23 protein-coding genes and 1 pseudogene are annotated in these 18,417 nt (G+C 31.5%); 23 read left to right on the top strand and 1 reads right to left on the bottom strand.

Annotated elements, in window-relative coordinates; genetic code table 11:
- Window positions 1–2 precede the first annotated feature (2 nt).
- From CKA54_RS04725 to purU, 5 genes and pseudogenes are all read left to right on the top strand, one after another.
- Window positions 3–1,177: pseudogene (locus tag CKA54_RS04725) on the top strand (MFS transporter).
- 62 nt (window positions 1,178–1,239) lie between these two features.
- On the top strand, window positions 1,240–1,488 hold the full coding sequence (locus CKA54_RS04720) for a hypothetical protein (RefSeq protein ID WP_087691144.1): 249 nt from the start codon (window positions 1,240–1,242) through the stop codon (window positions 1,486–1,488).
- On the top strand, window positions 1,485–1,922 hold the full coding sequence (locus CKA54_RS04715; RefSeq protein ID WP_043019966.1) for an invasion antigen D: 438 nt from the start codon (window positions 1,485–1,487) through the stop codon (window positions 1,920–1,922). Before CKA54_RS04720 ends, CKA54_RS04715 begins: the two co-directional genes overlap by 4 nt.
- Window positions 1,891–3,000 carry a CCA tRNA nucleotidyltransferase gene (locus CKA54_RS04710; RefSeq protein WP_120760388.1) on the top strand — a complete coding sequence of 370 codons (1,110 nt, stop codon included), beginning with the start codon at window positions 1,891–1,893 and terminating at the stop codon, window positions 2,998–3,000. Before CKA54_RS04715 ends, CKA54_RS04710 begins: the two co-directional genes overlap by 32 nt.
- The gene (gene purU / locus CKA54_RS04705; protein WP_120760386.1) at window positions 2,997–3,824 is read left to right on the top strand and encodes a formyltetrahydrofolate deformylase; all 828 of its coding nucleotides are present in this window, start codon (window positions 2,997–2,999) and stop codon (window positions 3,822–3,824) included. Before CKA54_RS04710 ends, purU begins: the two co-directional genes overlap by 4 nt.
- A gap of 26 nt (window positions 3,825–3,850) precedes the next feature.
- On the opposite strand, the gene glnA is transcribed toward purU, so the two are convergent.
- Window positions 3,851–5,281 (bottom strand): type I glutamate--ammonia ligase, encoded by a 1,431-nt coding sequence (gene glnA / locus CKA54_RS04700; protein WP_120760384.1) that lies wholly within the window; start codon window positions 5,279–5,281, stop codon window positions 3,851–3,853.
- 215 nt (window positions 5,282–5,496) lie between these two features.
- On the opposite strand from glnA, the gene CKA54_RS04695 reads away from it, so the two are divergent.
- The 18 genes from CKA54_RS04695 to CKA54_RS04610 all read left to right on the top strand — a co-directional run bounded on the left by CKA54_RS04695 (window position 5,497) and on the right by CKA54_RS04610 (window position 18,285).
- Window positions 5,497–6,207: a chemotaxis protein gene (locus CKA54_RS04695; RefSeq protein ID WP_120760383.1), complete on the top strand. Its 711-nt coding sequence runs from the start codon at window positions 5,497–5,499 to the stop codon at window positions 6,205–6,207.
- Complete coding sequence (locus CKA54_RS04690) at window positions 6,204–7,460, top strand: peptidase U32 family protein (RefSeq protein ID WP_120760381.1); 1,257 nt, start codon at window positions 6,204–6,206, stop codon at window positions 7,458–7,460. Before CKA54_RS04695 ends, CKA54_RS04690 begins: the two co-directional genes overlap by 4 nt.
- Complete coding sequence (gene purE / locus CKA54_RS04685; RefSeq protein WP_120760379.1) at window positions 7,457–7,951, top strand: 5-(carboxyamino)imidazole ribonucleotide mutase; 495 nt, start codon at window positions 7,457–7,459, stop codon at window positions 7,949–7,951. The genes CKA54_RS04690 and purE overlap by 4 nt, the downstream gene beginning before the upstream one ends.
- Before the next feature lie 9 nt (window positions 7,952–7,960).
- Window positions 7,961–8,467 (top strand): DUF3972 domain-containing protein, encoded by a 507-nt coding sequence (locus CKA54_RS04680; protein WP_120760378.1) that lies wholly within the window; start codon window positions 7,961–7,963, stop codon window positions 8,465–8,467.
- On the top strand, window positions 8,464–9,324 hold the full coding sequence (gene glyQ, locus CKA54_RS04675; RefSeq protein WP_120760376.1) for a glycine--tRNA ligase subunit alpha: 861 nt from the start codon (window positions 8,464–8,466) through the stop codon (window positions 9,322–9,324). Before CKA54_RS04680 ends, glyQ begins: the two co-directional genes overlap by 4 nt.
- Window positions 9,314–10,039: a Nif3-like dinuclear metal center hexameric protein gene (locus tag CKA54_RS04670; RefSeq protein WP_120760374.1), complete on the top strand. Its 726-nt coding sequence runs from the start codon at window positions 9,314–9,316 to the stop codon at window positions 10,037–10,039. Before glyQ ends, CKA54_RS04670 begins: the two co-directional genes overlap by 11 nt.
- A gap of 11 nt (window positions 10,040–10,050) precedes the next feature.
- On the top strand, window positions 10,051–10,770 hold the full coding sequence (locus CKA54_RS04665) for a zinc ribbon domain-containing protein (RefSeq protein ID WP_120760372.1): 720 nt from the start codon (window positions 10,051–10,053) through the stop codon (window positions 10,768–10,770).
- Window positions 10,767–11,951, top strand: a complete 1,185-nt coding sequence (waaA, locus tag CKA54_RS04660) for a lipid IV(A) 3-deoxy-D-manno-octulosonic acid transferase (RefSeq protein WP_120760371.1) — start codon at window positions 10,767–10,769, stop codon at window positions 11,949–11,951. Before CKA54_RS04665 ends, waaA begins: the two co-directional genes overlap by 4 nt.
- Window positions 11,932–12,684 (top strand): RNA pseudouridine synthase, encoded by a 753-nt coding sequence (locus CKA54_RS04655; RefSeq protein ID WP_120760369.1) that lies wholly within the window; start codon window positions 11,932–11,934, stop codon window positions 12,682–12,684. Before waaA ends, CKA54_RS04655 begins: the two co-directional genes overlap by 20 nt.
- A gap of 64 nt (window positions 12,685–12,748) precedes the next feature.
- Entirely contained in the window at window positions 12,749–14,086 is a 1,338-nt protein-coding gene (ffh, locus tag CKA54_RS04650) for a signal recognition particle protein (RefSeq protein WP_120760367.1), read from the top strand.
- Between the two features lie 71 nt (window positions 14,087–14,157).
- Window positions 14,158–14,385, top strand: coding sequence for a 30S ribosomal protein S16 (gene rpsP / locus CKA54_RS04645; RefSeq protein ID WP_012661702.1), 228 nt, complete (start codon window positions 14,158–14,160; stop codon window positions 14,383–14,385).
- A 1-nt stretch (window position 14,386) separates the two neighbouring features.
- Complete coding sequence (locus CKA54_RS04640; protein ID WP_120760365.1) at window positions 14,387–14,632, top strand: KH domain-containing protein; 246 nt, start codon at window positions 14,387–14,389, stop codon at window positions 14,630–14,632.
- Window positions 14,622–15,146, top strand: a complete 525-nt coding sequence (gene rimM, locus CKA54_RS04635) for a ribosome maturation factor RimM (RefSeq protein ID WP_120760364.1) — start codon at window positions 14,622–14,624, stop codon at window positions 15,144–15,146. The genes CKA54_RS04640 and rimM overlap by 11 nt, the downstream gene beginning before the upstream one ends.
- Entirely contained in the window at window positions 15,143–15,847 is a 705-nt protein-coding gene (trmD, locus tag CKA54_RS04630; protein WP_120760362.1) for a tRNA (guanosine(37)-N1)-methyltransferase TrmD, read from the top strand. The genes rimM and trmD overlap by 4 nt, the downstream gene beginning before the upstream one ends.
- Before the next feature lie 11 nt (window positions 15,848–15,858).
- Entirely contained in the window at window positions 15,859–16,215 is a 357-nt protein-coding gene (rplS, locus tag CKA54_RS04625; RefSeq protein WP_012661698.1) for a 50S ribosomal protein L19, read from the top strand.
- Between the two features lie 2 nt (window positions 16,216–16,217).
- On the top strand, window positions 16,218–16,571 hold the full coding sequence (locus CKA54_RS04620; protein WP_253254855.1) for a cupin domain-containing protein: 354 nt from the start codon (window positions 16,218–16,220) through the stop codon (window positions 16,569–16,571).
- A 50-nt stretch (window positions 16,572–16,621) separates the two neighbouring features.
- Entirely contained in the window at window positions 16,622–17,962 is a 1,341-nt protein-coding gene (locus CKA54_RS04615; RefSeq protein WP_120760360.1) for a class II 3-deoxy-7-phosphoheptulonate synthase, read from the top strand.
- A complete protein-coding gene (locus tag CKA54_RS04610) occupies window positions 17,956–18,285 on the top strand; it encodes a Spx/MgsR family RNA polymerase-binding regulatory protein (protein ID WP_120760358.1) in 330 nt (109 codons plus the stop codon). Before CKA54_RS04615 ends, CKA54_RS04610 begins: the two co-directional genes overlap by 7 nt.
- Window positions 18,286–18,417 lie beyond the last annotated feature (132 nt).

The raw sequence follows: 18,417 nt of genomic DNA, 5'->3' as shown, positions 1-18,417 counted from the left end.
CAATGCATCATCAAATCATATATAAAAAATTCTTTTGGATTAATATTTTAGTAGTAGTTGCCTTGGCTTTAAATTTTAAGAGCTCCTATAACTTCCATAGGACCTATGATAGGGCATATTCAAGAATATTATCAGATCAATTCTACTTTAGCGGGTATGCTTACTACTTTACCTTTAATAGCTTTTGGTCTTATTTCTTTTTTTGTGGCATATTTTTCACAGATTAAAGCTTTATTTTTTGCCTTGCTTTTGATTGTTTTTGGTGAAGCGCTTAGAAGTTATGGTGCTAATATAGGTTTGTTTTTGGGTGTGTTTTTTATAGGAGGCGGGATAGCGATTGCAAATGTATTGTTACCTTCTTTTGTGAAAGAAAAATTTCCTAAAAATACTTATAAAATAATGGGCCTATATGGTTCAATTATTGGGTTATCTTCTATTGCAGGTGTGGCATTGTCGCTACCCTTACTTAAAATTTTTGATGTGCCACAAGCTATGTTTATTTGGGTGATTTTGGCGTTGATGGCTTTGTTTTTTTATCTTCCGCATTTAAAAAACAAAAGATTATTGCGAGCTAAAAGAAAAAATATAAATCGCTTTAATATCTTTTTAAACAAAACAGCATGGAAAGTAACTGTAGTAATGGGCCTACAAAGCTTTTTATCTTATAGCTTGTTTGCTTGGCTTAGTGTGATGATTAGTGAAAAGGGGTTTGGGATTGATTTTGGTTCGAATGTTTTATTGCTATCGCAAATCATCGGTATGCCTGTGGCTTTTTTGTTGCCGCTTGTTTTGGGTAGACTTAGAAATCGCGCTAAAAGCATTGTGATTGTGACACTGGGTTTTTTATATGTTTTAAGTTTTATGATGATTTTTGTATGCCATACCAAGGCAATGTTGTTTTTAGCAGCAATTTTTTTAGGTTTTGCCTCTAGTGGGGTTTTTTACGATTTCTTTATTGTTTATTGCTATTAAAAGTTCCAATTCTGCTATCGCAGCTAAGCTTTCAGCTATGTCGCAAGGAGTAGGGTATTTAATCGCTGCTCAATCACCTTGGGTGGTTGGGATATTGCATGATCATTTTAAAAATTTTACCTTTGGTTTTTTAATGTTGATAGTTGTAGCGATAATTTTAAATATTTTTGTGTTTTTAGCATATAAGGCCCCTGTGATCAAATAAAGATTAAAAATAAATTAAAGCCTTTTTTGTTAGAATTTTTAAGATTTTATTTTTGTGAGTTTATAATGCGATATACAGTTACAGAGGCTTCTATTTATGAAGCACAAGGCTTAAAAGATGAGGCCTTGGAAATTTATAAAAATATTTTAAAGCAAGATCCGCAAAATAAAAATGCCATAGATGCAATAAGGCGTTTAAGTGGTTTGCGTTCAAATCATGAAGATTTAAATTATGATATGCTTGATTTTTTTGTTAATATGAAAAGTGAAGAAGAAATTAATGAATTTAAAAGGTGGTTGATAAAGCTATGAATATTGAAGATTTAGCAAAAATGGCTATAAGTGAGGTTAATTCAGAACTTGATAATTCGAAAAAACAAAGTAATGAATTTGCTCCTATGGTTGAAGAACTTACGCAAGAAAAAAGTATAAACCCACAAGAAAAAAAGATCAAAGAAGAAATTAGCAAGGTAACACAAGAATTAATTCAAGAATTAGATGATTTAGAAGTAAAAGTTAAAGAAGAAAAGCAAGCTGCGGCGATTAAGATCGAGGTTTTAGAAGAAAAAGAAGAAAGTATTATTAATAATGAAGAATTTTTTTTGAAAAATCTTAGAGAGCGTATTTTGGTTTTGTTTGAAGGTTTAAAAAATACCAAAGATGAGCATGTAGAAAAAAGACTAGATATTACGATTACTTTTTTAGAGTTTTTACTTGCAAAGATTGAAGATAGACTTAAAAAATGATCAAGATTTTTTAAGGATTAAAAATATACTCAAACCTTACACACAAAGAGCTTATTTAGTAGGTGGTTGTGTAAGGAATTCTTTTTTAGATTTATCAAGTGATGATTATGATATAGAAATTTACGACATTCAGCCTGAACTTTTTGATACACTTATGCAAAAACTTGGAGCAAATGGAGTAGGGAAGAGTTTTTTTGTATATAAGTATAAAAAATTTGACCTAGCTTTGGCACGTTATGAAAATAAAATTTCACAAGGACATAAGGGTTTTGAAGTTAAAGTTTGCAATGATGAACAAGAAGGAGCTAAGAGGAGAGATTTTACCATTAACGCTATGATGGTAAATATCTTTAGCTTTGAATTTTTAGATTTCTTTAATGGCTTAAAAGATTTGCAAGCAAAAACAATCAGACATATTCATGATCAAAGTTTTATAGAAGATAGCTTAAGAGTACTTCGTGGAATTGCTTTTGCGTGTAGGTTTGATTTAAAAATTGCAAGTGAAAGTTTGAGTTTAATGCAAACTATGGACATTAACGATCTTTCAAGAGAACGCATTAACAATGAATTGTATAAAATTTTTAAAACCACACGGTTGAATAAAGCCTATGAATATTTTAAAATTCTAAATTTAGAAGAAAAAATCTTTTTTTATCAAAGCTTTGATATGGAATTTCAAAAGCTTTTAGAACAAAGTCAAAAATTGATTCAAGATGAGGCTTTGTATTTGTATTTGTATTTAAATTTTTTTCATATAGATAAAAATGATTTTTTTAAAAAAACCAAGCTAAAAAAAGATCTTTTGAAAAAATGTGAGCAAGATTTTATGCTAGGAAAAATTGATGATTTTGATCTGGCTAAAGTTGCTTTAAAAACACCCCTTTGCAAGTGGCTTGGACTTTGGAGTAAAGAGCGTATCTTGCAAGCTAAAAAATTAAAACTATATGAACAAGCTTTTATAAGCAAGGTAAAGTCAGAAGATTTGTTAATGGAAGGCTTTAGCGGAAAAGAGCTTGGGAGTGAGCTTGAAAAAAGAAGATTGCAAGAGTTAAAAAACTATATCAAGGAGCAAGAATGAATGAATATATTTTAAAAATTTCAAGTAGTGATGAAAAAGGTTTGATTTATAGAATTTCAGATGTTATTTTCAAATACCGAATTAATATCGTAAAAAATGATGAATTTGTTGGGGAAAATCGTTTTTTCTTTAGAGCGCATTTAGAAGGAGAGCTTGATGTAAAAGCATTCAAAGGAACACTTGAAGCGATGCTTCCTGATGATGCACATATAGAAATAACTTTAAAAAGAAAAAAAGATATTGTTGTTTTAGCTACTAAAGAAACGCATTGTCTAGGTGAGTTGTTGATCCGTCAATTTAGTGGTGAATTTAATGCAAATATCAAAGCAGTGATTGCAAATTATGATGTGTTAAAGCCTTTGGTGGATAAATTTAACCTTCCTTTTCATGCGGTTTTAGCACAAGATTTAAGTAGGCAAGAGCATGAAGAGAAGATGTTAGAATGTTTAAGTCAATATGAGTTTGATTATATTGTTTTAGCAAAGTACATGAGGATATTATCTCCATCTTTTGTGGAACGTTTTGAAGGAAGGATTATTAATATACATCATTCTTTTTTACCTGCTTTTATTGGTGCAAATCCTTATAAGCAAGCTTATGAGAGAGGGGTTAAAATCATTGGTGCAACTGCGCATTTTGTTAATAACAACCTTGATGAGGGGCCAATTATTACCCAAGATGTTATACCTGTAACACATGAGTATTCTTGGCAAGCTATGCAACAAGCTGGTCGTAATGTAGAGAAAAATGTATTTTCTAAAGCGTTGGATTTGGTGTTTGATGATAGAATTTTTATTTATGAAAATAAAACCATTGTCTTTTAAATTTTGATGCCATTTGGCATCAAAATTTAGCAAGAATAGCAGGTTTTAAACTCATAAGCAGTTGGTCTAGCTTCTACAGGCCAAACTTGAGTTTCAAATTTCATATGTTGATAATCATCAATAAAAATATCACTCATCACAGGTTTTAAGAAGGCATTTTTTCTAATGAGTGCCTCTAAAGAGCCTCTTAAAGTATGAGGTAGTTGCTCGATCCCTTTTTCTCTAATTTCATCTAAAGTAAGTGCGAATAAATTCTCATCCATTGGGCCCACTGGTATGGTTTTGTTTTTGATACCATCAAGCCCTGCCATCAATAAGCTTGTAAAAGCTAGGTAAGGATTAGAAGTGCTATCAGGAAATCTTATTTCAACCCTTGCACTTTTTTCATTGATGCCATAAGGCACGCGACAACTTGCAGAACGGTTTTGGCAAGAGTAAGTTAATATACAAGGTGCTTCAAAACCCGGAACTATTCTTTTGTAAGAATTTGAACTAGGATTAGTAAAGGCTGCCACGCTTCTAGCATTAGCTAAAATTCCTCCGATGTAGTTAATCGCACATTCGCTTAGTTTTCCATAGCCATCTTTATCGTAAAATAAATTCACTCCATCTTTCCATAAACTCATATGCACGTGCATACCGCTTCCATTATCCCCATAAAGTGGTTTTGGCATGAAGGTTGCTGTTTTTCCGTTTAAATGTGCTACCATTTTTACTACATATTTATAAATTTGTACATTATCAGCTGCTTCAACTAAATTTCCAAATTCTACGCCGATTTCAGCTTGTCCTTGTGCTACTTCATGGTGGTGAACAAAGGTTTTTAAACCCACTCTTTCTAAAACTTGCACCATCTCAGATCTAATATCCACACTTGAGTCAATAGGGCTAACTGGAAAATACCCACCTTTATTTCTTGGGCGGTGTCCACTGTTGTAGCTATCAGTAAAGTCTTTATTGTCGTTCCATTCGCCTTCTTCGGTGTCAACTTCGTATTTTGCACAATGAGAAGAATCGACGATTTTAACATTGTCAAAAATAAAAAATTCATTTTCAGGGCCAAAAAATGCCGCATCAGCGATATTGCTAGAACTTAAATGTTGCATGGCTTTTTTGGCTATACTTCTTGGGCATTTTTCATACATTTGTTCTTTATAGATATCATAAACATCACAAATAACTATAATAGTAGGATCAGCTGTGAAAGGATCTAAAAAAGCGCTTTCAACATCAGGTTTTAAGATCATATCAGATTTTTCTATAGGTTGCCAGCCGTGTAAAGAACTTGCGTCAAAAGGTATTCCGTTTTCAAATGTTTTATCATCAATCGCTTTTATATTATAAGTAATATGATGCCAAGTTCCTATCATATCGGTAAACCTAAAATCAATAAACATTACTTCATGTTCTTGGCAATAACTAAAAAACTCATCGATATTATTTACAAACTTACCCATTTTTTCTCCTTTTTAATAGGTTTTTTGAATTTATTTTTTAAGATTGTAGTATCTTTTTTTTAAATTAAGTTTAAATTAATATATTTTTTTTAGTCAATTGTAAAAAAAATAATAAATTAAACAAAAAAACAGATTTATTCTAAAAATTTAATGTTGATTTATATTTTTTTATAATATAATCCTACATTAGTTTTTATTATTAAAAAGGTGTAGAAATGACTCAAGAAGAATTAGATGCTTTAATGAATAGCGCTGAAGATTTAGATCTTGATTCTGTCGAAGAAAGCGCAGAAGCAAAACCTGAAACAGACTATGAAGATGAAGAAAAAAACAAACAAATAGTTAGTGATATGATTAATGGTGATTATAAAGCAAGAGCGGATATGGCATGGCCACCACCACCACCAAGCAAAGAACATAAAGTTGTACATCAGCTTGATGATGTGACAAGAGATAGCGAAATCAAAGCAACTGAAATGATGGAAAAACTAGAAGCTATCAATGATTTTTTTGCAAATTCAGAAAATCAACTTTGTGTGATTAGTGATGCTTTAAATAAAAATATAGAAATTTTTGAAAAATTAAATACAAAATTTCCTAATGTAGCTAGCTTTAAAGAAGCTATTGACACTAATAATGACGCTAAAAATATTATCGATGAGATAACAGGTTGTTTACAAACTGGACAAGATGAGGTTATGATGGCAATGGATGCAATGCAATATCAAGATATTCATCGTCAAAAAATTGAGCGTGTTATCAATGTAATGAGAGCTTTAAGTAGATATATGAGCAGTCTATTTGAAGGTAAAATTGATGATGAAAAACGTGTTGGTTCTGCTGTTCACATTGAAGGGGATACAACAAGCGATGTTGTAAGTAATGATGATATCGAGGCCTTGATCGCTAGTTTAGGAAAAAAATGATTGTTCCTGAAATAGTTTCTCCAGCAGGTAATTTTACAAAATTAAAAATAGCATTGGCTTATGGAGCTGATGCTGTTTATGCGGGTGTGAGTAATTTTTCACTTCGAGCAAGAACCGCAAGAGATTTTAACTACGAAACTTTCAAAGAAGCCATTGATTATACGCATTCTAAAGGAAAAAAAATCTATGTTACGATTAATGGTTTTCATTTTAGTTCGCAAATTGAAGGTCTAAAAAGACATATATTAAAACTAAAAGAAATGAAACCTGATGCTTTTATAGTAGCTTCAGTAGGTGCGATGCGTTTGGTTAAGGAGCTTGCACCTGAAATCAATCTACATGTGTCAACTCAAGCAAATATTTTGAATTATCTTGATGCGCAAGTTTATAAAGACATGGGTGCAAAGCGTGTTGTTATCGCAAGGGAATTGGGCTTAAAAGATGCAAAAGATCTTAGAAATAATTGCGATATTGAGCTTGAAAGTTTTGTGCATGGTTCGATGTGTTTTGCTTATTCGGGTAGATGTTTAATAAGCTCAGTGCAAAGCGGACGTATGAGTAACCGTGGATCTTGTGCAAATGACTGTCGTTTTAACTATGAATTGTATGCAAAAAATCCAGAAACCAATACGCTTTTTAGATTAGAAGAAGATGAAAATGGTACACATGTGTTTAATTCCAAAGATCTAAATTTAAGTTCATATATTCAAAAAATTATGCAAGAAAACTGTATTCATGCTTTTAAGATTGAAGGAAGGACAAAAAGCGAGTACTATGCTGCTTTAACCACAAGAACTTATAAAATGGCAGTAGAGGATGTATTGCAAAACACTTTCGATGCAAGCAAATATGAAAAAGAAATTCATACTTTAAAACATAGAGGCTTTACAGATGGATATTTGGTTTCAAGAGCTTATGAAAAAACTGATTCAATTAACCATAATACAAGCATAGAAGAAGGTACGCATCAAGTGCATGCTATTAGCGAGGATGGGGAATTTTTCAAGTGCAAAGGTAAAATAGAGCTAGGAAAAGAATACGAAATTTTAGCACCAATCCACTCTCATATAGAATTAGGAGAAAATAAGCTAGGGGTGATTTATGAAAACGAAGGAAAGAAATTTATCGTATTTAAACAATTGCTAGCTAAAAATAATAAAGAATTTGATGTAATTCACAGTGGTAATGAAAATGAAATTGCTTTGCCGTTTAAACTTCCAGAATTTAGTTTTTTAAGAAGGGGTGTTGAATGAAATTTGTTTCTATATTAATGGGAAGTAAAAGCGATTATGATATCGTAAAAGAAGCTTTGGGTGTCTTAGAAAAATTTGGCGTGAAATATGAAGTTTTAATTACTTCTGCTCATAGAAGCCCTCAAAGAACACAAGAATATATCAAAAATGCTGAAGAAAAAGGTGCGAAAGTCTTTATCGCAGCAGCGGGTATGGCGGCGCATTTGGCTGGAGCTGTGGCAGCTCATACAACAAAACCTGTTTTAGGTATACCTATGCCAGGAAGCAACCTAGCAAGCATGGATTCTTTGTTTTCTACAGTTCAAATGCCAAGTGGGATTCCAGTTGCAACTTTAGCTATAGGTAAAGCAGGTGCGATGAATGCAGCTTATTTGGCGGTTCAAATTTTAGCTATTGAAGATGAGAGTTTAGCTCAAAAACTATTAGAAGATAGAAAAAAACAACAAGAAAAACTTATTCAAGATTCAAATGCGATTGAAGTTTTTCTTTAAGGAGAGCGTATGCAAACTTACTTGGAATTAAAAGAATTTTGTCAATTGGTGCATTTATCTGAAGATGTAGTAAAAGGAATGATGGCAAATGGAGCTTTAAATTTCAAAGAAGAAGAGGGCAAAATTTACATTGAAGCAAATCAAGGTACTTTTAGTGTTGTGCCGATGAGTTCAAAGCAACCAGCTATGGTAAATTCTATGACTTTAGCAGGGGAAAGTTTTGTTGAAAAAACCATAGGAACTATTTTAAATCTACATGAAAAAGTACTTGATGCTAAAGATGAAACCTTAGAAGCCTTAAAGGGTGAAAATAAATTTTTAAAAGACGCGCTTTATTCTATGCAAGAACTTTATGATGAAGATAGAAAAACTATAGAAAATCTCAACGAGCAACTTAAGTATGCTCGTAATGAAGTAGAATTTCTAAAAAGAAAATATAAAATGATGTGGAATAAAACAGTAGAGCTATATGCAAACTCATCTGAAAAGCCAGAGGAATTAAAGGAAGAAAAATGACTTTTTCTCAAATGATATTAAATTTACAAGAATTTTGGCAAAAGCAAGGTTGTGCTATTATGCAACCGTATGATTTTCCCGCGGGAGCAGGGACTTTTCACCCTGCAACTTTTTTAAGAAGCTTAGGTAAAAAACCGTGGGCTGCAGCTTATGTTGCGCCAAGTAGAAGACCAACAGATGGAAGATATGGAGAAAACCCTAATCGTTTGGGCGCTTATTATCAATTTCAAGTGTTAATGAAGCCAAGTCCTGATAATATCCAAGAATTATATTTAAAAAGCTTGGAAAATTTAGGTTTTGACTTAAAATCTCACGATATTCGTTTTGTAGAAGATAATTGGGAGAGTCCAAGTTTAGGTGCTTGGGGTTTAGGCTGGGAAGTTTGGCTTGATGGTATGGAAGTGACACAGTTTACATATTTTCAACAAGTTGGGGGTATTAGTGTTGATTTAGTCAGTGCTGAAATTACCTATGGCTTAGAAAGACTTGCAATGTATTTGCAAGATGTGGATAATGTATATGATATCATTTGGAATGAATTTAATGGTGAAAAAATCACCTATAAAGATGTTCATAAGCAAGGTGAGTTCGAGTTTAGTAAATACAATTTTGAAGTAAGTGATGTAAAAACTTTAAACATTCAGTTTGAAAATGCTTACAATGAGTGTAAAAATGCTTTAGAGGCAAAACTTGCTTTACCTGCGTATGATTATTGTATGCTCGCAGCTCACACTTTTAATCTACTTGATGCAAGAGGGGCTATTTCTGTTACTCAAAGACAAGATTTTATGTTAAAAATTAGAGAATTATCTAAAAATTGTGCCTTGATATATAAAGAAAGTTTAGATGAAAATTAAAGAAATTTATGAGTATTTAGATACGATTAGTCCGTTTTCTACGCAAAGCGCATGGGATAATAGTGGCTTATTGCTTGGAGATTTTGAGCAAGAGGTGAGCAAGGTTTATCTCGCGCTTGATGTGGATATTGATTTAGTGGAAAATGCTAGTGAGAATTCTTTATTTATAGTACATCATCCTTTGATTTTTAAGGGTTTAAAGCATTTAAGTGGAGTACTTTATCCACAAAAACTCCTTACAAAAATGATACAAAAAAACATTGCTTTGATCGCAATGCATACAAATTTTGATTTGAGTCATTTAAATGCTTATTTTACAAGTGAAATTTTAGGCTTTAAGATTAAAGAACAAAATGAATTTTTGATTTACTGTGATGTGGATTTTCAGTTTGAAGAATTAATTCAGCATGTTAAAAAATGCTTGAAGTTAGATCATATTAGAGTTGTAAATGCCCATCAAAAACAAATCAAAAGCTTGGCTATTTGTACAGGTAGTGGGGGAGATTTGATCTCTAGTGTTAAAGCTGATTGTTTTTTAAGTGGTGATTTTAAATACCATCAAGCCTTAGAAAGCTATCATAACAAGCTAAGTTTAATCGATATAGGACACTATGAAAGCGAATTGTGTTTTAGTGAAATTTTGGCAAAAGATTTGCAAAAATTTCATTTAGAAGTTATAATATCAGTTTCAAAAAATCCATTTCAATATTTTTAAGGACAATTTCAATGAATAAATATCTAGAACAACTTACAGTTTTATCGCAAATTGATAAAGAACTAGACAGCTTTGTAGATAAAGTAGAAGATGCAACAAAAGAACTTAAGGAAAAGCGTGCTTTACTGGATAAAACAGAAGAAGAAATCGCTACTTACGAAAGAGATATTAAAGATATAGAAGCTCAAAAAGTTCAAAACAATAACCATATTGCTGAATTTGGTGTAAAGATTAAAGAAATAGCAAAAAAAAGCGCTGCGGTTAAAACCGAAAAAGAAGCAAATGCTTTAAAAATCGAAGAAGATATTGCAAAAGAACAATTAGATGCGGCCAATGAAGAAATTGAAAGATTAGATAAAATCTTAGAAAATAAAGAGAAATTTAAAGAAGAATTGCAAGTTAAAAGAACTGAACTTGAAAATGAAGTGGATCAAATTGACGCACAAACTAAAGCTGTTTTAGTGGATATTGAAAAAGAAAGACTAGAAATTTATGATAAAAAAACAAAACTTGTAGGCGAAATCAATCAAAAAGTTTTAACTTTTTATGAAAAAATTAGAAAATGGGCTGGAAATACTGCAGTAGTTCCTGTGAAAAAACATGCATGTTATGGTTGTTTTATGAGAATTTATGATAAAACATACTTAGCAGTATTAAAAGGCGATGAAATTGTTACATGTCCACATTGTGGAAGAATTTTATATAAAGAAAAAGAAGAAAATCAAAATTGATTTTTTTTTATTATATTTTTGCCGCGTTGGTGTATTTACTCGCGGCACCTTTTTTGTTGATTTTAAGTTTTTATAAGGAAAAATACAAAAAGTCTTTAAAGTCAAGATTTTTTCTTTATAAAAACTTAAGACAATCTCAAAGTGATTTATACTTTCATGCATGTTCTTTTGGTGAGATCAAAAGCATTATGCCTTTGGCTCAAAATTTTCAAGACTATAGTATCTCAACGATTACACAAACAGGATTTGAAGAAGCATTAAAACATACCAAAAAGGTTAATTTTTTTCCATTTGAAATTTTTGTACCTTTTTGGATGAGGCCTTGTAAGGTTTTGGTGATTTTTGAAGCAGAACTTTGGCTTATGCTTGTATTTATGGCTAAATTTTATAATGCTAAGGTTATTCTACTCAATGCTAGAATTAGCGATAAATCTTTTCGAAATTACAAACGTTTCGCATTTTTTTATCGTTTGGTTTTTAAGTATATTGATGTGGTTTTTGCACAAAGTCAAAAAGATAAAGAAAGACTAGGGCAATTAGGAGCTAGTAATGTGATAGCTTATAGAAATATTAAAGCAAACATAGCTCAAAAAAAACTAAAAAATTACACTAAAACTAAAACTAGAGTGATTATTTTGGCAAGTACACATGAAAACGAAGAAAGTTTATTGCTTGAAAAGATTAAGCTTGCTGATAATGATCAGTTGATTGTTGCGCCAAGACACCCTGAGCGTTTTGGAGAAGTTGAAAGTATTTTAAAGAGTTTTTGTCAAAAAAATGACTATAATATGCAAAGATTTTCAGATTTAGATTTAAAACAAGGTGATTTTGCGCAAGCTTTTAATGCAAAATGCTTGTTGCTTGATGTTTTAGGAGAACTTGAAAATTTATATCAAGTTAGCGATATAGTTTTTTTATGTGGTTCTTTTGTGGATAATATAGGCGGACATAATCCCATAGAAGCTGCTAGGTGGAATAATGTGATTATTTCAGGAAAATATTATTTTAATCAAGAAAGTTTATACCAAGAAGTAGATGATTTGTATATTTGTGAAGATATAGATCAAATAAATGGTTTTTTACAACAACAACTTAAAATATCATCGCTAAAAAAACAAGGCGATTTAAATGAAGTTATATTAAGTATAAAAGAAGGTCTCGATGCAAGAAAAAGCATATAAATTACTTGCAATGCAAGAAAAAATTTCCAACAACGCTGCGAAGGAGTTAATCGACAAAGGTTGTGTGTTTGCTATGGGTAGAAAAGTAGTTATAGCTAGAGCTTTGATGAGTTCAAGAACAAGATTTGTCGTTCAAAAGATCAAAAAAGCAAAAGTATTGTTTGAAGATGATAAAATCATTGCATTAAATAAACCTTATGGAGAAATTAGCGAAAACTTAGAGAATGTTTTTGGCGCAAAACTTATTAACCGACTTGATAAAGAAACAAGCGGAGTTTTACTTTTGAGTAAAGATGAAGAGTTTAGGCTTAAATGTATTCAAGAGTATAAAAAGCAAAATGTATATAAAAGTTATTTGGCTATTGTTGATGGGGTTATTGCCGAAGAACTTGAAATTTGTGAAAAGATTTCTACGGTTAAAAACAAAGGTGGTGCTTTTAGTAAAGTGGATAAATTTGGCCTAGAAGCACATACGCAAGTCATTCCTTTAATGGTGAATGCTAAAAAAACTCTCATTAAAGCGATGATTAAAACAGGCAGAACACACCAAATTAGAGTGCATCTAAACCATATTAAACATGGTATTATAGGTGATGAAAAATACGCCAAAATTAGCTCTTCAAGAATGTATTTGCATTCTTATGAAACTCATCTTTTTGATTATCAGTTTAAGGCATTATTAGATGAAAGTTTTAATGCTTATGGTTTTGAAATAAAAAATTTAAATTTTTAAAGGCGTTTAAAGCTAAAAAGGTTTATAATTTAGCTTTTTAAAATTTTAATAAAGGGAAAATAAAGTGTTTGAAATAGTAAGTGAGTCATTTAAATCCGCAGTAAATAAACTTCGTTTTGTTGATGATGAAAAAGCTTTAAAAAACGCTCTTGACACTTTAAAAAAAGCCCTTTTAAAAGCTGATGTACACCATAAAGTTACTAAAGAATTACTTACTTTAGTGGAAAATGATGTAAAAACAAATGGTATAGGACAAAAGCAGTTTTTAGATTCGATCAAGAAAAATTTAGAAGAAATCCTTAGCGTAAAAGGTAAAAATCAAGGATTTGTTTTTGCAAGCAAACCACCTACAGTTGTTTTAATGTGTGGTTTGCAAGGTGGTGGTAAAACAACTACTACAGTTAAAATTGCAAATTATTTAAAACTAAGAAATAAAAAAGTATTAATCGCTGCGTGTGATTTACAAAGACTTGCAGCAGTAGAACAGTTAAGACAACTTACTCAAGCTAATGAGCTTGATTTATTTTTTATTGAAAATGAAAACAACCCTCTAAACGTAGCTAAACAAGCATTGGAAAAAGCAAAAAATTCTATGTATGATGTGTTGCTTGTGGATACCGCAGGTCGTTTGGCTATCGATACAGCATTAATGGAAGAGCTTAAAGAAGTTAAAACGATTTTAAATCCTGATGAAGTTTTTTATGTAGCGGATGCTATGAGTGGTCAAGATGGGGTTAAAACAGCTAGCAGTTTCAATGAAGCTTTGGAGATCACAGGGGTTATACTAAGCAAATTTGATGCAGATACTAAAGGTGGAGTTGCTTTAGGTATTGCAAAGCAAATTGGAGTGCCTTTGAGATTTATCGGTGTGGGTGAAAAAGTAGCCGATTTGGAAGTGTTTATCCCTGATAGAATTGTTAATCGTATCATGGGCGAAGGTGATTTAGCGACTTTAGCTGAAAAAACTGCAGCGATTATTGATGAAAAAGAAGCAAAAAAACTCAATAAAAAAATCAAAAAAGGTGAGTTTAACTTTAATGACTTTTTAAATCAAATGGAAAGCGTTAAAAAACTTGGTAGTATGAAATCAATCATTGGTATGATCCCTGGTTTGTCTTCTATGGCAGCAAATATCAAAGATATTGATTTGGATAATTCTAAAGAAATCATTCATATTAAAGCAATGATCTCTTCTATGACGCCAAAAGAAAGAGAAAATCCTTCTTTGTTGAATAATGCAAGAAAACGCCGTATAGCAGAGGGTGCAGGGTTATCACAGATGGAGGTAAATCGCTTTTTAAAACAATTTAGCAATGCAGCTAAACTTGCCAAGAAATTTTCAAATAAAAAAGGTATGGAAAATTTTATGAATATGTTACAACAAGCTAAAAGACCACAATAATTAAAGCTTTTTTATGGATATATAAGTTAAAATATCTATAACAAAATTTTAATTTATTTAGGAGTACTAAAATGACAGTAATCAGACTTACAAAAATGGGACGTAAAAAAAGACCATTTTATCGTATAGTTGTAACTGATAGCAGAAAAAGACGTGATGGTAGCTGGATAGAAAGCATCGGATATTATAATCCTATGGTAGAACCTGAAGTAGTAAAATTTGATGCTGAGCGTTTAGCTTACTGGAAAAGTGTAGGTGCTAAATTAAGCGATAGAGTAGCAGCTATTACAAGCAAATAAAATGGTTGAAAATTTTTTAAGAGAATACGCAAAGTTAATTGTTGATTTTCCTGAAAAAGTTGTTATAAAAAGACAAAATTTAGAAAATAATTTTGCCGAAATTATCATTTATGTAGATCCGGTTGATACTGGTAAGTTGATCGGAAAAAATGGAAAATTAATCAACGCTATAAAAACAGTCATCATGGCTTATAAAGTTAAAGATGCAACTTCATATCGTATAACGGTAAAAGCTATTGAAGAATGATCTAGTCCAAGTTGCTAAACTTGGAAAAAGTGTTGGTTTGAAAGGTTATGTAAAATTACATAATTTAAGTGATTTTTATGAGCAGTTTAAAGCAGGTGCTAAATTTTTTGATATTCATCAAAAAATTTACACCATAAAAGCCTTTGATAAAACAAGATCTTTGGTTTTATTTGATGGTTTTGAAAGTGTTGAAGCTGCTAAAACTTTAACTAATGTTGTGCTTTATCAAAGCATAGAAACTACTAAAGAAACTTGCAAATTAAAAAAAGATGAGTATTTTTATTTTGACATTATAGGTTGTGAAATTTTTGAAAATGATCAAAAACTAGGTGTAGTTGAAGATATTTTGGAAAATGGTGCAGGGTTTTTATTTTGCATTAAATGTGATGAAAATTTAAAAACTAATGTCAAAAATTTTTATATTCCTTATGTGGATAAATACATTCAAAAAGTTGATATAGAAAATAAACAAATTATCACACAATTTGCCATGGATATTTTAGAAAATTCATGAAATATACTTTTGTAAGTTTATTCCCAAAGTTAATAGAACCTTATTTTCAAACTTCGATTTTAGCAAGAGCAAAAGAAAAGGGTATTTTAAAGTTAGCTTTTGTTAATCCTAGAGAATTTACTACTAATAAGCATTTGAAAGTTGATGATTATAAAATAGGCGGTGGTGCGGGATTGTTGCTGCAAGCTCAACCTTTATATGATTGTTTAACGCATATAAAAAAACAAGATCAAAACGTGCATTTTGTCTTTCTCTTACCTTGCGCTAAAACTTTTAAACAAAATGATGCCAAAAGATTAAGTAAAAAAGAGCATATTTGCTTTGTAAGTAGTCGTTATGAAGGTTTAGATGAGCGTATTGTTGAAACATTTGCAAATGAGGTGTTTTCTATAGGTGATTTTATCCTTACAGGAGGAGAATTAGCTTCTTTAGTGATGAGTGATGCTATTAGTAGAAATATTAAAGGTGTGCTGGGGAATAGTGAGAGTTTGAGTGAGGAAAGTTTTGAAAATGATTTATTAGAGGCACCATCTTTTTCTAAGCCTTTTGTTTTTGAAAAAGAAAATAAAAAATTTTGCGTGCCTTCAGAGTTTTTAAAGGGAAATCACGCTAAAATCACAGCTTTAAAAACTACTTTGGCGTCTTGCAAAACGAAATATTTTCGTCCTGATTTGTATCAAAAGCATGAACGCAAATTTTAAGGAATATCGTTATGAAAAATAAATACATTGAGCAATTTGAGCAAAAACAAATTGAAGGTAAAAATGTTCCAGAATTTCGTGCTGGAGATACTTTAAGACTTGCTATTCGCATTAAAGAAGGCGATAAAACAAGAATTCAAAATTTTGAAGGTATTTGTATAGCACGTAGAGGAAATGGCGTAGATGAAACTTTCATCGTTCGCAAAATAGGTGCTAATAATGTAGGCGTTGAAAGAATTTTCCCTATTTATAGTGAAAGTTTAGAAAGTATTACAGTACTAAGAAGAGGTCGTGTACGTCGTGCTAGATTATTCTACTTAAGAGATAGAAGAGGTAAAGCAGCGCGTATTAAAGAACTTAAAAAATAATTGTGAAATTTAGAACACAAAAATACGAAGTTATTTCTTGGGAACAAGAAATACAAAATGGCATAAATATATCTAAGAAAATAGAGAATGATTATGCTAAAGAAATCTGCATTAATATGTCAAAAGACAGCTTTATGAAAGATCATAAAGCACCTTTTGATATCACTATACATGTTTTAAAAGGCTCTATTGACTTTGGAGTTTTAAATCAGCAAATCTTACTAAAAACGTTAGACAGTATAAGTTTAAAGGCTAATGAAGTTCATAATCTTTTGGCATTGGAAGATTCTATCATTCGTTTAACTTTATATAAACAAGATAGTCTAAAACGTGTCGAAGCGGTTTTAAAATCTTAATTTAAGACTTGTTTTGTATAATTTAAGCTTACTAAATTTAGGGTTAAGTTATGAAATGGACAAAAAATTCTTGGAGAAATTTCCAAATTCAACAACAACCACATTATCCTGATCAAAATCAACTACAAGAAGTTATCGCAAAGTTAGAAAAACTACCTCCATTGGTTTTTGCAGGTGAAGTGGATAAACTTAAAAAATCTCTTGCAAAGGTTGTAAATTCTCAAGCATTTTTGCTTCAAGGGGGAGATTGTGCTGAAAGTTTTGTGAATTTTGGTGCTGATAATATACGAGATATGTTTAAAATCATGCTACAAATGGCTATAGTGCTTACTTTCGCAGGTTCATGTCCTATCGTAAAAGTAGGGCGTGTTGCGGGGCAGTTTGCAAAACCAAGAAGCAGTGACTTTGAAGAGCTTGATGGGGTTAAGCTTCCAAGTTATCGCGGTGATATTATCAATGGTTTTGAATTTAATGAAATATCAAGAATGGCAGATCCTAAAAGAATGCTAGAGGCGTATTATCAAAGTGCTACGACTTTAAATTTGCTTAGAGCTTTTTCAAAAGGTGGTTTGGCAGATTTAAGGGTGGTGCATAAGTGGAATTTAGGTTTTTTAAAAAAAGCAGAGCTTGGACAAAAATACGATGAGCTTAGTGAGAAAATCACTCAAGCTTTGGCGTTTATGCAAGCATGTGGTATCACTGATACGCCAAATCTTTCTCAAACCGCCTTTTACACCTCTCATGAAGCCTTGCTTTTACCTTATGAGGAAGCTTTGACTAGAGTAGATAGCTTAAGCGGGGAAATTTATGATTGTTCGGCACATATGCTTTGGATAGGTGAACGCACAAGAAAGGTTGATGAAGCGCATGTGCATTTTTTAAGTGGAGTGAAAAATCCACTTGGTGTTAAACTTAGTGCTAATTATGATTTAGATGAGATCAAAAAGCTAGCAAATGTTTTAAATCCAAACAATGAAGCGGGTAGGTTAAATTTCATCATTCGTATGGGTTGTGAAAAGATAGAAAATGCCTTGCCAAGATTATTTAAAGAGTTGAAAAAAGAAGGATTTAACATCCTTTATAGTGTTGATCCTATGCATGCTAATACAGTCAAATCAGGGAATTTTAAAACAAGAGAATTTGACAAAATTATTCAAGAAGTACGTGCGTTTTTTGAAATCGCTATAAGCGAAGGGGTTTATCCTGGAGGGGTGCACCTAGAGATGACAGGGCAAAATGTAACCGAATGTGTAGGTGGTTCTTTGAATGTCACCCAAGAAGAACTTTCTAAACGCTATGAAACACAATGTGACCCAAGGTTAAATGCTGATCAAGCTTTAGAATTAGCGTTTATTATCGCAGATTTAGTTAAAAAGGCAAGAAAATGTTAAAATTTTATGGTATTAAAAATTGTAGTAGTGTTAAAAAAGCTATGGATTATTTAAATTCCAAGCAAATTGAATTAGAGTTTTTGGATATTAAAAAGCTAGATGAGGAAACTTTGGAATTTTGGCTTAGCAAAAGAAGTGTTTTAGAGCTTGTCAACACAGCAGGTACGAGTGCTAGAAAAATAGGGCTAAACAAAGAAAAACTTCAAAGCCTAAGTCAAGATGAGATTAAAGCGATGATTTTGCAAAGTCCTACACTTATAAAACGTCCATTGATTGTGAAAGATGGTGAGGTTTTCATCGCTAAAGAGTATGAGAGCTTCTAAACCCCACCCAACTCCCCAGAGTTTGCTAATAAGCATTAAGCTTTTTAGCTTAATGTTATTAGAGAGTTTGCCTAATAAGGAGTTTGGTATTTATATACCATTACACACTTGTATTCTTGATTAACGTGCTTT

Origin of the sequence: Campylobacter sp. P255, assembly GCF_003627915.1 — a bacterium.
Lineage (GTDB): Bacteria > Campylobacterota > Campylobacteria > Campylobacterales > Campylobacteraceae > Campylobacter_D.
The sequence above is the reverse complement of the archived record's forward strand: the minus strand, read 5'-3'. Positions and strand labels throughout refer to the sequence as shown.